Consider the following 15532-nt stretch of genomic DNA (forward strand, 5'->3'; position numbering starts at 1 on the left):
CGCCTGCGGACGGTCACAGACGGCGACGAGGACGACCGACGCAAACACTCAGCGGAACGTATCTGCGCACCACCCACCCCCTGCCCTTCGCGCACTGCGACACTCCAGTCACGCTACGCTCACCTGGGTTCCGGCGCAGACGCGCAACTCGGCATCAGAGCGACAGCTCACCCAGGCACCCCCAGTTCACGGCAGAACGGCACAAGGCGACGAATGCCCCAGCACACCTCCGGGTCCGATCGGGCGGCGATCCCCCCAGCCGCCCGCGACGGCGGTAGCAGGCGGCCGCCCGCTCCCTCGACGCTCGACGAGCTGTGGCGGTCGTACAAGACGACGGGTGACGAGCGGCTGCGCGAGCAGCTGATCCTGCACTACTCGCCCCTGGTCAAGTACGTCGCGGGACGGGTCAGCGTGGGCCTGCCGGCCAATGTGGAGCAGGCGGACTTCGTCTCCTCGGGCGTGTTCGGACTGATCGACGCGATCGAGAAGTTCGACATCGAACGGGAGATCAAGTTCGAGACGTACGCGATCACGCGCATCCGGGGCGCGATGATCGACGAGCTGCGCGCCCTGGACTGGATCCCGCGCTCCGTACGGCAGAAGGCGCGCAACGTGGAACGGGCGTACGCGACGCTGGAGGCCCGACTGAGACGCACGCCGTCGGAGGGCGAGGTGGCCTCCGAGATGGGGATCGCGGTGGAGGATCTCCACGCCGTCTTCAGTCAGTTGTCCCTGGCCAACGTGGTGGCCCTCGAGGAACTCCTGCATGTCGGCGGCGAGGGCGGCGACCGGCTGAGCCTGATGGACACCCTGGAGGACACCGCGGCCGACAACCCGGTCGAGGTGGCCGAGGACCGGGAGCTGCGCAGGTTCCTGGCGCGGGCCATCAACACACTGCCCGACCGGGAGAAGACCGTGGTCACGCTCTACTACTACGAGGGCCTCACGCTCGCCGAGATCGGGAACGTCCTCGGAGTGACCGAGAGCCGGGTGAGCCAGATCCACACCAAGTCCGTACTGCAGCTGCGTGCGAAGCTGGCCGGTTTCGGACGCTGATCCGGAGCGTGGCGCGGGTGCTGAATCGTCCCTTCGTCATCCGGACCGTTATTCCTCCAGGTGGTGGGAGTGGCTGCCGTCATCCGCGGTCCGTCCGTAAAGTGGAGGGCGTGCCAAGGATTCGAGCGGCCTCCGTGGCCGAGCACCGGTCGATGCAGCGAGCCGCCCTGCTGGACGCGGCCCGGTCCCTGCTGTCCGAGGGCGGGACGGAAGCGCTGACCTTCCCCGCCCTCGCCGAGCGGACGGGCCTGGCGCGGTCGTCCGTCTACGAGTACTTCCGGTCCCGTGCCGCCGTGGTCGAAGAGCTGTGCGAGGTCGACTTTCCCGTGTGGGCGGCCGAGGTCGAGGCGGTGATGGCCGCGGCCGACGGGCCCGAGGGCAAGGTCGAGGCCTACGTCCGGCAGCAACTGGCCCTCGTCGGGGACCGGCGGCACCGTGCCGTGGTGGCCATCTCCGCGAGCGAGCTCGACGCCGGGGCCCGCGAGAAGATCCGCGCCGCGCACGGCGGCCTCGTCGCGATGATCGCGGAGGCGCTCCGGGACATGGGCCACGCCGAACCGAGACTGGCCGCGATGCTGCTCCAGGGCGTGGTCGACGCGGCTGTACGGCGGATCGAACTGGGAGCGGCGGAGGACCCTGACGCGATTACGGACGCGGCCGTCACGATGGCCCTGCGGGGCGTGCGCGGCTGAACTTCCGTCCCTCTGCCCCTCCCCCTCCCCCTCCCCGCCCCTCCCTCCCCCCCCGCCCCTCCCCCCCCGCCCCTGCCCCGCGCGCCTGCCCCTCCCGCACATCCGTCGCTTCCTGCGCGCCTACCCCACTCACCCGCGCGCCCCGCGCCCTACTAAGCCCCCGCGCGCCTGCCGGGCTTCACGGGACCCATCGGTGCCGTCCCGACGGGCAAGCCCTCCCGTGGCCCGTCCCTCTCCCGTGCCCCCCTCTCCGTACCCGCTCCCGTGTCGCAGGCGGTCATGGCTGTCTGCGTGCTGTCGGTACCGGCAGCAGCCGGGACGGAGCGCGGTGCAGCAGCCACGGCGGGAGCAGGGAGAGCGGGTCGAGGTAGGTCCGGTCTCGTAGAAGGCCCCAGTGGAGGCAGCTCGTGGGGCAGTGGGAGCCGTCCGCTTCGAGGGTGCCCAGTACCTCGCCCGCGGCCACCTCGTCGCCCTTTCCCACCGTGGCCCGTACCGGGGTGAAGGTGGTGCGCAGGGGTGGGTCGCCGGTGCCCGCCAACTCGACGGCGACCGCTCCGCGGCCCGCGACGCGGCCGGCGAAGGAGACCCGGCCCGGGGCGACGGAGCGGACCGGGGCGCCCGGGGCCGCCCCGAGGTCCACGCCCCGGTGGCCGCGGCCGTAGGGCGTCGCCGGGGGCTGCCAGGCCCGTAGGACCGAGGGGCGCGTGCCCACCGGCCAGAGGCGGGCGACCGCCGGGACCTGCGCGTCGGCGTCGGGCGGCTCCGCGGGGACCGGAGGCGCGGGACCGTTCGTCCGGGACGGGGAGGTCTGGGTGGCCAGGGCGACCGGCGATGGCGCCGGCGCGGCATACACAGCCGACACAGCCGACACGGCTGCGACGGCTGCCACCGCCGACATGGCCGGCACGGCGAGTGCGGCCGTCGTGATTCCCGGTAGCAACTCCAGCCACGTACGCACATATCGTTTCGCTCGCATGCGAGAACGGTCCCGCATCGGGCGGATCTCGGCGGGGGCCTGTGGACCACCGGCCGGTTGTGGACAGCGGCGTCACCCCGCACCTCGCGGGTCCCGTACACTTCTCATGGCGATCCGGGTCACCGGGTCGACTTCGCACGCCCCGACACGCGGTCATCAAAAGCCGGTGTCAGCGCCCCTCGGTCCCTCGTGGCAAGGCGCATCGCGGGCGTCAGGCGCGAGTGCCGTCCGGCACACGCGGCACAACCGAGAACACCAAGGAGAACGGCCATGGCCGTCGTCACGATGCGGGAGCTGCTGGAAAGCGGCGTCCACTTCGGTCACCAGACCCGTCGTTGGAACCCGAAGATGAAGCGCTTCATCTTCACGGAGCGCAACGGCATCTACATCATCGACCTGCTCCAGTCGCTGTCGTACATCGACCGCGCCTACGAGTTCGTCAAGGAGACCGTCGCCCACGGCGGCACGGTCATGTTCGTCGGCACGAAGAAGCAGGCGCAGGAGGCCATCGCCGAGCAGGCCACCCGCGTCGGCATGCCCTACGTCAACCAGCGCTGGCTGGGCGGCATGCTCACCAACTTCTCGACCGTCTACAAGCGTCTGCAGCGCCTCAAGGAGCTCGAGCAGATCGACTTCGAGGACGTCGCCGCCTCCGGTCTCACCAAGAAGGAGCTTCTCGTGCTCTCGCGCGAGAAGGCCAAGCTGGAGAAGACCCTCGGTGGTATCCGCGAGATGCAGAAGGTGCCCAGCGCCGTCTGGATCGTGGACACCAAGAAGGAGCACATCGCGGTCGGCGAGGCCCGGAAGCTCAACATCCCGGTCGTCGCCATCCTCGACACCAACTGCGACCCCGACGAGGTCGACTACAAGATCCCGGGCAACGACGACGCGATCCGCTCCGTCACCCTGCTCACCCGCGTGATCGCCGACGCCGTCGCCGAGGGCCTCATCTCCCGTTCCGGCGCCGGCAAGGCCGCCGAGGGTGACAAGGCCGCGGGCGAGCCGCTGGCCGCGTGGGAGCGCGACCTGCTCGAGGGCGAGAAGAAGGCCGACGAGCCCGAGGTCCAGACCTCCGCCGAGACGGAGAAGGTCGCCGACGCCGAGCAGGCCGAGGCTCCCGTCGCCGAGGCCGAGGCCGAGGCCGAGACCGAGGCCGTCGAGGCTGCCGCCGAGACCCCCGCCGCGGACGCCGAGCAGGCCTGACCCCTCACCCCTTCGGGTCACGGACGGCGGGGGCACACCAAGCCCCCGCCGTCCGGCCCGTAGATCTTCAGACTTCGAGAGAGATTCCAGGAATCATGGCGAACTACACCGCCGCCGACGTCAAGAAGCTCCGTGAGCTCACCGGCGCAGGCATGATGGACTGCAAGAAGGCGCTGGACGAGGCCGACGGCAACGTCGACAGGGCCGTCGAGGAACTGCGCATCAAGGGCCAGAAGGGCGTCGCCAAGCGCGAGGGCCGCTCCGCCGAGAACGGCGCCGTGGTCTCCGTCATCGCCGACGACAACACCTCCGGTGTCCTGGTCGAGCTGAAGTGCGAGACGGACTTCGTCGCCAAGGGCGAGAAGTTCCAGGCCGTCGCCGGCCGGCTCGCCGACCACGTCACCAAGACCTCCCCGGCCGACCTCGAGACCCTCCTGGGCTCCGAGATCGAGCCCGGCAAGACGGTTCAGGCGTTCGTCGACGAGGCCAACGCCAACCTGGGCGAGAAGATCGTCCTGGACCGCTTCGCCCAGTTCTCCGGCGTCTACGTGACCGCGTACATGCACCGCACCATGCCCGACCTGCCCCCGCAGATCGGTGTCCTGGTCGAGCTGGACAAGGCCAACGCCGAGCTCGCCAAGGGTGTCGCGCAGCACATCGCCGCCTTCGCCCCGAAGTACCTCTCCCGGGAGGACGTCCCGGCCGAGGTCGTCGAGTCCGAGCGCCGCGTGGCCGAGGAGACGACCCGCGCCGAGGGCAAGCCCGAGGCCGCCCTCCCGAAGATCGTCGAGGGTCGCGTCAACGCCTTCTTCAAGGAGGCCACCCTGCTGGGCCAGCCCTACGCGCTGGACCAGAAGAAGTCCGTCCAGCAGGTCCTGGACGAGGCCGGTGTCGCCCTGAAGCGCTTCGCGCGCATCAAGGTCGGCATCTGAGTCCGTACAGCGATCGACGCGCGACCCCTATAGGGTCGACAGCAGTCGTCCGCGTACGTCGGCACGCGCGTGTGCGTGCCGGACGACAGCAGATCTGACGAGGAGGCCATTGCCGAGCATGGGAGCCAACACCCCACCGGCAATGGCCTTCTTCGTATGTGCACCATGAGGAGATCTCCATGACCAGCACCCAGGCCGACAAAGGCGAGAAGACCGACGACGGCAAAGGCGCCGGACGCTTCATGCTGAAGCTTTCCGGTGAGGCGTTCGCCGGTGGCGGCGGACTGGGCGTCGATCCCGACGTGGTGCACAAGATCGCCCGCGAGATCGCGGCCGTCGTGCGCGGCGGCGCCCAGATCGCCGTCGTCATCGGCGGCGGCAACTTCTTCCGCGGCGCCGAACTCCAGCAGCGCGGCATGGACCGGGCACGCTCCGACTACATGGGCATGCTCGGCACGGTGATGAACTGCCTCGCCCTCCAGGACTTCCTGGAGAAGGAGGGCATCGACAGCCGCGTACAGACCGCCATCACCATGGGCCAGGTCGCCGAGCCGTACATCCCGCTGCGCGCCGTACGGCACCTGGAGAAGGGCCGTGTGGTCATCTTCGGCGCCGGTATGGGCATGCCCTACTTCTCCACCGACACCACGGCCGCCCAGCGTGCCCTGGAGATCGACGCCGAGGCCCTGCTGATGGGCAAGAACGGTGTCGACGGGGTCTACGACTCCGACCCCAAGACCCACCCCGAGGCCGTCAAGTTCGACTCGCTCAGCTACGGCGAGGTCATCACCCGCGACCTCAAGGTCGCCGACATGACCGCCATCACGCTGTGCCGTGACAACAAGCTGCCGATCCTGGTCTTCGAGCTCCTGGCGGAGGGCAATATCGCTCGGGCCGTCAAGGGTGAGAAGATCGGCACACTCGTGGGTGACCCGAGCGGCCGGGCCTGACCCGGGACGGACCCTGACCGGGGGATGGACAATGTCCTGCCGGTCCGGAACCGTGCAGGAACAAGACGCGACGCAGCCGGCTGCCACCCCGACGAGGAACAGCTGCCGGGCCTACTCAAGACACGCAGGAGCAAGTGGTGATCGAAGAGACCCTCCTCGAGGCCGAGGAGAAGATGGAGAAGGCCGTCGTGGTCGCCAAGGAGGACTTCGCCGCGATCCGCACCGGCCGTGCGCACCCGGCGATGTTCAACAAGATCGTGGCCGACTACTACGGCGCGCTGACGCCGATCAACCAGCTGGCCTCGTTCGCGGTCCCCGAACCGCGCATGGCCGTGGTCACCCCGTTCGACAAGAGCGCGCTGCGCAACATCGAACAGGCGATCCGCGACTCCGACCTGGGTGTCAACCCGAGCAATGACGGCAGCATCATCCGCGTGGTCTTCCCGGAGCTGACCCAGGAACGCCGCAAGGAGTTCATCAAGGTCGCCAAGACCAAGGGTGAGGACGCCAAGATCTCGATCCGCTCCGTGCGCCGCAAGGCGAAGGAGACCATCGACAAGCTGATCAAGGATGGCGAGGTCGGCGAGGACGAGGGCCGCCGTGCGGAGAAGGAGCTCGACGACACCACCGCGAAGTACGTCGCGCAGGTGGACGAGCTCCTGAAGCACAAGGAAGCGGAGCTGCTCGAGGTCTGATGAACGACTCTTCCTGGGGGGCACCGCCGCAAGCCGGGTACTGGGGGCCCTCCGACCAGGGGTCTGCCCAGGGGGCAGGCCCGGCGGGTCCCGCGTACGATGCGCATGACGCGCAGCACACTCGCCCCATGCCCATCGTGCCCGAGGGACCCGCTCACGGCGGAGACCAGGATGACGACCGGGGGGCCGCTCGGCTGAGCGGCCCCCCGGTTCGCGACGACAGACCGGCGGCGGGGTCCTACGGGAACCCGTCGCAGAAGCCGCAGGAGCCCATGCCCAGCGCCGCCCAGCAGCCCGCCCCCGCACCGAAGAAGAGTGCAGGTCGCGACCTCGGTGCTGCGATAGGGGTGGGCGTCGGGCTCGGTGCGGTGATCATCGCGTCGTTGTTCGTCGTCAAGGCCGTCTTCGTCGGTGTGGTCGCCGTCGCCGTGGTGGTGGGGCTGTGGGAGCTCACCTCGCGGCTCGAGGAACGCAAGGGCATCAAAGCGCCGCTCGTGCCACTGGCGGTCGGCGGTGCGGCCATGGTCGTCGCCGGCTATGTACGAGGTGCCGAGGGCGCGTGGGTGGCGATGGCACTCACGGCGCTGGCGGTACTGGTCTGGCGGATGACGGAACCGCCCGAGGGGTACCTCAAGGACGTCACGGCCGGCGTCTTCGCCGCCTTCTACGTGCCGTTCCTGGCGACCTTCGTGGCGATGATGCTGACCGCGGACGACGGTCCGCGCCGCGTTCTGACGTTCCTGCTCCTGACGGTCGTCAGCGACACCGGCGCGTACGCGATCGGCTGGCGCTTCGGCAAGCACAAGCTCGCGCCCCGCATCAGCCCCGGCAAGACCCGCGAGGGCCTGGTCGGAGCCGTCGTCTTCGCCATGGTCGGGGGCGCGCTGTGTCTGCAGTTCCTGATCGAGGACGGCACGTGGTGGCAGGGCCTGATCATCGGCCTCGCGGTCGCGGCCACCGCCACACTCGGTGACCTCGGCGAGTCCATGATCAAGCGGGACCTGGGCATCAAGGACATGGGCACACTGCTGCCGGGTCACGGCGGCATCATGGACCGCCTGGACTCGCTCCTGCCGACGGCACCCGTGGTCTGGCTCCTGTTGGTGATCTTCGTAGGGTCCGGCTGACCCGCGGACTTTCCGGTGAGGGGTCCGTCGTCCACAGGGCGACGGGCCCCTCACCGCATTGAGCGGCGCGATCCCGGATCCCGGGCCGAGGCCGCGTCCTCGGGGGCCGATGGACTCTCCACGGACCCGTCCGACGCGCGCGATTCCCGCGCGTCCGCCTTCGCCCACGGGCAGGTGACCGACCGAAGTCGACGGGCTGCACCCGTAGGTGACCACCCCCACCCCGCTCCGGCCCGGGACGGTCGTGTTGATCTGCGACACTGGAAGGGTTATGCCGAAGCCCGGAGAACTCACATTCGTCGCCCCCCGCGCAGCCAAGAAGCCGCCGCGGCACCTTGCCGACCTCACGCCCGCCGAGCGTAAAGAGGCGGTCGCCGCGATCGGGGAGAAGCCGTTTCGCGCCAAGCAGCTCTCGCAGCACTACTTCGCCCGGTTCGCGCACGACCCCGCGGAGTGGACGGACATCCCGGCCGCCGCGCGCGGCAAGCTCCAGGAAGCGCTGCTTCCCGAGCTGATGACCGTCGTGCGGCATCTGTCGACCGACCAGGAGACCACGCGCAAGACCCTGTGGCGGCTCTTCGACGGCACGCTCGTCGAGTCCGTGCTGATGCGCTACCCGGACCGGGTGACCATGTGCATCAGCTCCCAGGCGGGATGCGGGATGAACTGCCCGTTCTGCGCCACCGGCCAGGCCGGACTCGACCGGAACCTGTCGACCGGCGAGATCGTGCACCAGATCGTGGACGGCATGCGGGCGCTGCGGGACGGCGAGATCCCCGGAGGCCCGGCGCGGCTGAGCAACATCGTCTTCATGGGCATGGGCGAGCCGCTCGCCAACTACAAGCGGGTGGTAGGCGCCATCCGCGCACTCACCGACCCCGAGCCGGACGGCCTCGGGCTCTCCCAGCGCGGCATCACCGTGTCGACGGTGGGACTGGTCCCGGCCATCCACCGGTTCTCCGACGAGGGCTTCAAGTGCCGCCTCGCCATCTCCCTGCACGCGCCGGACGACGAGTTGCGCGACACCCTCGTCCCCGTGAACACGCGGTGGAAGGTGCGGGAGGTGCTCGACGCGGGCTGGGAGTACGCGGCCAAGTCGGGGCGCCGGCTCTCCATCGAGTACGCCCTCATCCGGGACATCAACGACCAGGCGTGGCGCGGTGACCGGCTCGGGCGGCTGCTCAGGGGCAAGCCCGTGCACGTCAACCTCATCCCGCTCAACCCGACCCCGGGCTCGAAGTGGACCGCCTCGCGACCCGAGGACGAGAAGGCGTTCGTCGAGGCCATCGCGGCCCACGGCGTGCCGGTCACCGTCCGGGACACCCGGGGCCAGGAGATCGACGGGGCGTGCGGCCAGCTCGCGGCGACCGAGCGGTAGTCTGACCCGGCACGTACATTTCCATATTCCGACATCTTCATATTCCGACAGGGGAGCGCCACAGCGCTGAGAGTGCGGCAGCCGGAGCACCGGTGGGCCGCAGACCCTCTGAACCTCGCCCAGGTCATTCTGGGTAGGAAGTTCGGGCATCACTCAAGCTGTTGCGCCCTGCCCGGGAACCGCCGAGTTCCCGGGCAGGGCCGCGTCTCTTCCTGGTCACCCCAGGAGGAATTCAGTGAGCACCAAGAAGAGGACGACCGCGGCCGTGGTCGTCGCACTGGGCCTCGTCACGCTGTCCGCGTGCGGCTCGTCCGGCTCCGGCGACAAGGCCGCCGGCCCCGGGACCGTGACCCTCGTCAGCCACGACTCCTTCGCCTACTCCAAGAGCGTGCTGCACGCCTTCGAGCAGGAGTCGGGCTACAAGGTCAGGATCCTCAAGGACGGAGACGCCGGCCAGGCCGTCAACAAGGCCATCCTGACCAAGGACAACCCGCAGGGGGACGTCTTCTTCGGCGTCGACAACACCCTGCTCTCCCGCGCGCTCGACAACGGGCTGTTCCAGCCGTACGAGCCCAAGGGCTCCGACCAGATCGTCCAGCGCTACCGGGTCGACGAGGGCAAGCACCGGGTCACGCCCATCGACTCCGGCGACATCTGCGTCAACTACGACAAGGCCTACTTCAGCAAGCATCACCTGGCGCCGCCCACCTCCTTCGACGACCTGATCAAGCCCGCGTACAAGAACCTCCTCGTCACCGAGAACGCGTCCACGTCCTCGCCCGGCCTCGGATTCCTGCTCGGGACCGCCGCGAAGTACGGGGACGCCGGGTGGCAGGACTACTGGAAGAAGCTCAAGGCCAACGGCGTGAAGGTGGTCGACGGCTGGGAGCAGGCCTACAACGACGAGTTCTCGGGGTCCGCGGGCGGCAAGAAGGCCAAGGCCGACCGGCCGCTGGTCGTCTCGTACGCCTCCTCCCCGCCCGCCGAGGTGATCTACGCCGACCCGAAGCCGAAGACCGCGCCGACCGGGGTCGCCGACGGCACCTGCTTCCGCCAGGTCGAGTACGCGGGGCTGCTGAGCAACGCGAAGAACACGAAGGGCGGCAAGGCGCTCCTCGACTTCCTGATCAGCTTCAGGTTCCAGGAGGACATGCCGCTGAACATGTTCGTGTACCCGGTCCGTGAGACCGCCAAGGTGCCCGAGGTGTTCGTGAAGTTCGGTCCGCAGGCCGAGCACCCCGAGACCCTGGCCCCGGCCGAGATCGCCAAGAACCGTGACCAGTGGGTCAAGTCGTGGACCTCGCTCGTACTGAAGTAGCCGAGGCGGCGCCCAGAAGGCGCGGGAGCGCGACGCGGCTGTGGCTCATGGCCCTGCCGGTCGTGTTCTTCGGCGTCTTCTTCGCCTACCCCGTCGCGGCGATCGTGGCCCGCGGTCTCGAGGCCGACGGGGTCTGGCGGCTCGGACGGATCGGTGAGGTGGTCGGCCGGTCCGACATCCGGCACGTGCTGTGGTTCACCACCTGGCAGGCGCTCGCCTCGACAGCGCTGACCCTGCTGATCGCGCTCCCCGGCGCCTACGTCTTCGCGCGCTTCGACTTCCGGGGCAAGCAGGTTCTGCGCGCGGTGGTGACCGTCCCGTTCGTGCTGCCCACCGTCGTCGTCGGTACGGCGTTCCTGGCGCTGATCGGCCGCGGCGGACTGCTGGACGGCCTGTGGGGTGTTCGGCTCGACACCACCGTCTGGGCGATCCTGCTCGCGCACGTCTTCTTCAACTACGCGGTGGTCGTCCGCACGGTCGGCGGGCTCTGGTCGCAGCTCGACCCGCGACAGGAGGAGGCCGCGCGCGTGCTCGGCGCCTCCCGGTTCGCGGCCTGGCGCACGGTGACGCTCCCGGCCCTGAGCCCCGCCGTCGCCGCCGCGGCGCTCATGGTCTTCCTCTTCACCTTCACCTCGTTCGGGGTGGTCCAGATCCTCGGCGGGCCGACCTTCTCCACCCTTGAGGTCGAGATCTACCGGCAGACCTCGGAGATCTTCGACCTCGCGACGGCGGCGGTGCTGACGATCATCCAGTTCGTGGCCGTCGGCGCGATCCTCGCCGTCCACGCGGGGACCGTACGCCGCCGGGAGACCGCCCTGCGTCTGGTCGCCCCTGAGACGACCGCCCGCCGGCCGCGCGGGGCCGGGCAGTGGGCGCTGCTCACGGGAGTGCTCGCGAGCATCGCGGTCCTGCTCGTGCTGCCGCTCGGAGTGCTGGTCCAGCGGTCCCTGGACACCCCCGGGGGCTTCGGGTTCGGCTACTACAGGGCGCTGACCTCCGACGACGGCGGCATCTTCCTGGTGGCCCCGATCGAGGCGATCGGCAACTCGCTGGAGTACGCGCTCGCCGCCACCGCGATCGCCGTGGTCATCGGAGGTCTGGCAGCCGCCGCTCTCACCGGCCGCGCCGGTCGTCTCGTGCGGGGGTTCGACGCACTGCTGATGCTGCCGCTCGGGGTGTCCGCCGTGACCGTCGGTTTCGGGTTCCTGATCGCGCTGGACGAGCCGCCGCTCGATCTCAGGAGCAGCTGGATCCTGGTGCCGCTCGCGCAGGCGCTGGTGGGTGTCCCCTTCGTCGTACGGACGATGCTGCCCGTGCTGCGGGCCGTGGACGGACGGCTGCGGGAGGCGGCGTCGGTGCTCGGGGCCTCACCGTGGCGGGTGTGGCGGGAGGTCGACCTGCCGATGGTGCGCAGGGCGCTGCTGATCGCGGCGGGGTTCGCCTTCGCCGTGTCGCTCGGCGAGTTCGGGGCGACGGTCTTCATCGCGCGCCCCGACAACCCGACTCTGCCGGTCGCGGTAGCACGGCTTCTCGGGCGCGCCGGTGACCTCAACTACGGACAGGCGATGGCACTTTCGACGATCTTGATGGTGGTGTGCGCGGTGGCGCTGCTGCTGTTGGAGCGTATGCGGACCGACCGGACAGGGGAGTTGTGATGGCGAGGCTCGTCACGAAGGCGACGTCCGGGACGACGGATGCGGGTGCGGGTGCGGGTCCGGGTCCAGGAGCGGCGGCGCCGGAGGTCCTGCTCGGCGTCGAGGCGGCGACCGTGCGCTTCGGAGGCCGGCCCGTACTGGACGCCGTCGATCTGGAGGTCGCCCGGCACGAGATCGTGTGCGTGCTCGGACCGAGCGGCAGCGGCAAGTCCACGCTGCTGCGGGCGGTGGCCGGACTGCAGCCGCTCGACGCGGGACGTGTGCTCCTGACCGGCGACGACCAGGCGGGGGTGCCCGCGCACCGTCGGGGCGTCGGGCTGATGTTCCAGGACCACCAGCTCTTCCCGCAGCGCGACGTGGGCGGCAATGTCGCCTTCGGGCTCCGGATGCGCGGGGCGTCGAAAGAACAACAGGCGCTGCGGGTCGGCGAGTTGCTGGACCTCGTCGGGCTGCCCGGCGCAGCCTCACGGGCCGTCGCGGCCCTGTCCGGAGGCGAGCAGCAGCGGGTCGCGCTGGCCCGCGCCCTCGCCCCCAGCCCCCGGCTGCTGATGCTCGACGAACCGCTCGGCCAGCTCGACCGCTCGCTGCGCGAACGCCTGGTCGTCGAACTCCGCCGGGTCTTCGGACAGTTGGGCACGACCGTGCTCGCGGTCACGCACGACCAGGGTGAGGCATTCGCGCTGGCCGACCGGGTCGTGGTGATGCGCGAGGGGCGGATCGCCCAGTCGGGTACGCCACTTGAGGTCTGGCAGCATCCGGTGGACGAGTTCGTGGCACGTTTCCTCGGCTTCGACAACGTCGTCGACGCGAGGGTGACCGGCCGGGTGGCGGACACCCCGTGGGGGAAGCTTCCGGTGCCGGAGGGCGCGCCACAGGGTCCCGGCACGCTGCTCGTGCGGCCCGCGGGCGTACGGCTGGTCGCTCGCGCCGACGGGCTGCCCTGCACGGTGACCGCACGCACCTTCCGGGGCACCCACGTGGCCGTCCATCTCCAGCCGGAGGGTGCACCGGGGCTGGAGGCGGCCTGCGCGCTGCGGGAGGCGCCCGCGCCCGGCGAGGAGGTCGCGGTGGCGTTCGACGCGGCCGAGGTCGTCGTGCTCGGGGAGTCCTCGGCCGGGTAGGACCTCCGATGCCGGCCGCCTCCGGGCAGTGCCCCGCACAGACGTGTGGCCGGCCCCCTCCGGGAACAGACGTGTGGCCCGCCCCCTCCGGGAGGGGACGGGCCACACGGTCCTACAGGCGTGGTGCGGTTCAGCCGGTCTTCGAGGCGCCGCGGCGGCGCATACCGAAGAAGACCGCTCCGCCGCCGACGACCACGAGGGCACCGGCGATGCCGGCGATCATCGGGGTGTTGGAGTTGGCACCGGTCTCGGCGAGGTTGGAGTCACCGACCGCGGGGGACGGGGCGTTGTCTCCCGGCGTCGCGGGCGCGGCGCTGCTCTCCGACTCCGACGGGGTCGCGGAAGCCGACTCCGAGGGGGCGGGCGAGGAGGAGGTCTCCGACGGCTTCGGCGTCGGAGAGGGCGTCTCGTCGGACTTGCACGCCTTGGAGGGCGTGCTCAGCTGGGGTGAGATGTCCTTGTCGACGATCTTCCCGGCCGTGACGTGGACGCGGTACGTGGCGTTGGGCGCCCAGTCCTCGGAGAAGGTGACAGTGGCGCCCTCACGGGTGCCCTTGACCGTCTCGGAGCCGACCTGGCGGGCGTCCGCGCCGTTGGCCTCGAGGAAGACGGAGACCGTGGCCTCGACGCCGGAGGCGTCGGTGTCGGTCACGGTGATGATGCCCTTCCCGTTGTCGTCGCACGAGGCGACGGCCGAGAAGTCACGGATATTGCAAGCAAGTGCGTTGCCGGCGACACCGAGCGCGAGCGCGGCCGTGGCGGAGGCAACACCGAGGATGCGCACGGAACGTGCGGTACGGCGAGATATGGACACGATTGCCCTTCACAGATTGCGCAACTGCGGGGGGTTTGAGGGGGGTTCTGCTGTGGCAACAGGACTCCCTTAGGCCACACAGGTCTATAAGGGCCAGCTAAGTGCTGTCAATGCATATGCCCTGCCGTACCGTCGGCTTTGCCATGTCGTTAACCACCGAGGCGTTTGAGAGCCTCCGGAGCGTCCTCGATCCGGTCCACCAGAGCGATCCGGGACTCCATCGACCGTTCACGGGCGAGGGATTGGAGGAGCGGCCAGGTGGGATGCCTCTGCGTCCAGTGCGCGCGGTCCACGAGCACCATCGGGGTGGGCTCCCCGCGCGACTCGTAGTAGTTCGGGGTCGCGTTGTCGAAGATCTCCTGTACGGTCCCGGCGGCGCCCGGCAGGAAGACGACGCCCGCGTTCGAGCGCGCCAACAGCCCGTCCTCGCGGGTCGCGTTGGCGAAGTACTTGGCGATGTGCGCGGCGAACGGGTTCGGTGGCTCGTGGCCGTAGAACCAGGTCGGGATGCCGACCGAGGGGCCACCGGCGGGCCAGCGTTCCCGCACGGCGAACGCCGCGCGCGCCCAGTCGGTGACCGAGGGGTTGAACGAGGGTGCCCCGGCGAGGAGCCGGAGTGCCCCGGTGAGCATCGCGTCGTCGAACGGGGCCGCGTACGCGCCGAGGTTCGCGGCCTCCATCGCGCCCGGCCCGCCGCCGGTGGCGACCATGAGGCCGGAGCGCGCCAGTTCGCGGCCCAGGAGTGCCGCGCCCTCGTACGCCTGTGTGCCGCGGGCCATGGCGTGGCCGCCCATCACGCCCACCACCCGTGTGCCGGCGAGGAGTTCGTCGAGGGCGTCCGACACCGCGTCGTCGTGGACCGAGCGCAGCATCGACGCGAAGACGTCGCCGTCGGCCTTGGTCTGCTGGAACCAGGTGTACGTACGGGCGTCCGGTGTCGCCTCGTACCCGGCGTCGAGGGACGCGAAGAGCTCGTCGGGGGAGTGGAGCATTCCCCGGTACGGATCGAAGGGCAGCCCCGGTATGGGCGGGAAGACCAGCGCACCCGTGGCTCTCACCCGGGCCGCCGCCCTGGGATCCATCGGGCAGCCGAGGAAGACGGCGCCCGAGGCGTCCACGCGGAGCAGGGCGTCCGTACGGTCCGTCAGATCCACGGACTGGACGCGGAACCGGGTGAGTGAGCCGTGCTCGGAGACGACCTCGTCGAACTCGGCGAGGGACTCGATCTCACGGTCATGACCGGCGCGGAGGGGAGTTGGCTGCACGCGGCCATGGTAGGGGTGGGTCAAAAAGGCCGCCGGGGCGGGGCGTTGGCGGCCGTGGGCCCCGGGCCCCGGCCCACGACGGGTTCCGGCCACCGACGGGCCGGGCGGCCGCGGACCCGGGCGGCGACGGGGCGGGCGGCGGCGAACCCGGGCGGCGACGGGTCGGCCGTGGCGGACCCGGGCGGCGGCGGCGCCGGGCCACGACGGCCGCCGGGTCTGGGCGCGGGGCACTCAGCCCTGGACGGCCGCCGGGTCTGGGCGCGCGGGGCACTCAGCCCTGGACGGCCGCCGGGTCTGGGCGCGCGGCACTCAGCCCTGGACGGCCGCCGGGTCTGGGCGCGCGGCACTCA

Annotated in this window: 14 protein-coding genes and 1 riboswitch; of the genes, 11 read left to right on the forward strand and 3 right to left on the reverse strand. The window is 70.5% G+C overall.

Going from position 1 to position 15532, the window contains the following annotated elements; genetic code table 11:
- Nucleotides 1–213: 213 nt before the first annotated feature.
- A complete protein-coding gene (gene whiG, locus ACFVTC_RS32840) occupies nucleotides 214–1056 on the forward strand; it encodes an RNA polymerase sigma factor WhiG (RefSeq protein WP_390132103.1) in 843 nt (280 codons plus the stop codon).
- 134 nt (nucleotides 1057–1190) lie between these two features.
- A complete protein-coding gene (locus tag ACFVTC_RS32845; RefSeq protein WP_168534102.1) occupies nucleotides 1191–1748 on the forward strand; it encodes a TetR/AcrR family transcriptional regulator in 558 nt (185 codons plus the stop codon).
- A gap of 277 nt (nucleotides 1749–2025) precedes the next feature.
- Here ACFVTC_RS32845 and ACFVTC_RS32850 read toward each other — a convergent pair whose 3' ends face one another.
- Entirely contained in the window at nucleotides 2026–2724 is a 699-nt protein-coding gene (locus ACFVTC_RS32850) for a peptidoglycan DD-metalloendopeptidase family protein (protein ID WP_390132104.1), read from the reverse strand.
- Between the two features lie 270 nt (nucleotides 2725–2994).
- Here ACFVTC_RS32850 and rpsB point away from each other — a divergent pair, with 270 nt between their 5' ends.
- From rpsB to ACFVTC_RS32895, 9 genes are all read left to right on the forward strand, one after another.
- Nucleotides 2995–3927: a 30S ribosomal protein S2 gene (gene rpsB, locus ACFVTC_RS32855; protein ID WP_390132105.1), complete on the forward strand. Its 933-nt coding sequence runs from the start codon at nucleotides 2995–2997 to the stop codon at nucleotides 3925–3927.
- Between the two features lie 95 nt (nucleotides 3928–4022).
- Nucleotides 4023–4859: a translation elongation factor Ts gene (tsf, locus tag ACFVTC_RS32860; RefSeq protein ID WP_390132106.1), complete on the forward strand. Its 837-nt coding sequence runs from the start codon at nucleotides 4023–4025 to the stop codon at nucleotides 4857–4859.
- Between the two features lie 179 nt (nucleotides 4860–5038).
- On the forward strand, nucleotides 5039–5809 hold the full coding sequence (gene pyrH / locus ACFVTC_RS32865) for a UMP kinase (RefSeq protein WP_168530444.1): 771 nt from the start codon (nucleotides 5039–5041) through the stop codon (nucleotides 5807–5809).
- 137 nt (nucleotides 5810–5946) lie between these two features.
- A complete protein-coding gene (frr, locus tag ACFVTC_RS32870; protein WP_153288324.1) occupies nucleotides 5947–6504 on the forward strand; it encodes a ribosome recycling factor in 558 nt (185 codons plus the stop codon).
- On the forward strand, nucleotides 6504–7631 hold the full coding sequence (locus ACFVTC_RS32875; protein WP_390132107.1) for a phosphatidate cytidylyltransferase: 1128 nt from the start codon (nucleotides 6504–6506) through the stop codon (nucleotides 7629–7631). The genes frr and ACFVTC_RS32875 overlap by 1 nt, the downstream gene beginning before the upstream one ends.
- A gap of 271 nt (nucleotides 7632–7902) precedes the next feature.
- The gene (gene rlmN / locus ACFVTC_RS32880) at nucleotides 7903–9009 is read left to right on the forward strand and encodes a 23S rRNA (adenine(2503)-C(2))-methyltransferase RlmN (protein ID WP_390132108.1); all 1107 of its coding nucleotides are present in this window, start codon (nucleotides 7903–7905) and stop codon (nucleotides 9007–9009) included.
- A gap of 39 nt (nucleotides 9010–9048) precedes the next feature.
- Nucleotides 9049–9167, forward strand: a riboswitch (TPP riboswitch).
- Between the two features lie 77 nt (nucleotides 9168–9244).
- Nucleotides 9245–10327 (forward strand): thiamine ABC transporter substrate binding subunit, encoded by a 1083-nt coding sequence (locus tag ACFVTC_RS32885; protein ID WP_390132109.1) that lies wholly within the window; start codon nucleotides 9245–9247, stop codon nucleotides 10325–10327.
- Nucleotides 10303–11982 carry an ABC transporter permease gene (locus ACFVTC_RS32890; protein WP_390132182.1) on the forward strand — a complete coding sequence of 560 codons (1680 nt, stop codon included), beginning with the start codon at nucleotides 10303–10305 and terminating at the stop codon, nucleotides 11980–11982. Before ACFVTC_RS32885 ends, ACFVTC_RS32890 begins: the two co-directional genes overlap by 25 nt.
- On the forward strand, nucleotides 11982–13103 hold the full coding sequence (locus ACFVTC_RS32895) for an ABC transporter ATP-binding protein (protein WP_390132110.1): 1122 nt from the start codon (nucleotides 11982–11984) through the stop codon (nucleotides 13101–13103). The genes ACFVTC_RS32890 and ACFVTC_RS32895 overlap by 1 nt, the downstream gene beginning before the upstream one ends.
- Before the next feature lie 130 nt (nucleotides 13104–13233).
- Here the strand turns inward: ACFVTC_RS32895 and ACFVTC_RS32900 are convergent, their stop codons facing one another.
- Together ACFVTC_RS32900 and ACFVTC_RS32905 are read right to left on the reverse strand one after the other, a co-directional pair.
- A complete protein-coding gene (locus ACFVTC_RS32900; RefSeq protein WP_390132111.1) occupies nucleotides 13234–13917 on the reverse strand; it encodes an LAETG motif-containing sortase-dependent surface protein in 684 nt (227 codons plus the stop codon).
- 149 nt (nucleotides 13918–14066) lie between these two features.
- Complete coding sequence (locus tag ACFVTC_RS32905) at nucleotides 14067–15182, reverse strand: LOG family protein (protein WP_390132112.1); 1116 nt, start codon at nucleotides 15180–15182, stop codon at nucleotides 14067–14069.
- Between the last annotated feature and the right edge of the window lie 350 nt (nucleotides 15183–15532).

Origin of the sequence: Streptomyces sp. NPDC057950, assembly GCF_042887295.1 — a bacterium.
GTDB lineage: Bacteria > Actinomycetota > Actinomycetes > Streptomycetales > Streptomycetaceae > Streptomyces > Streptomyces kaempferi.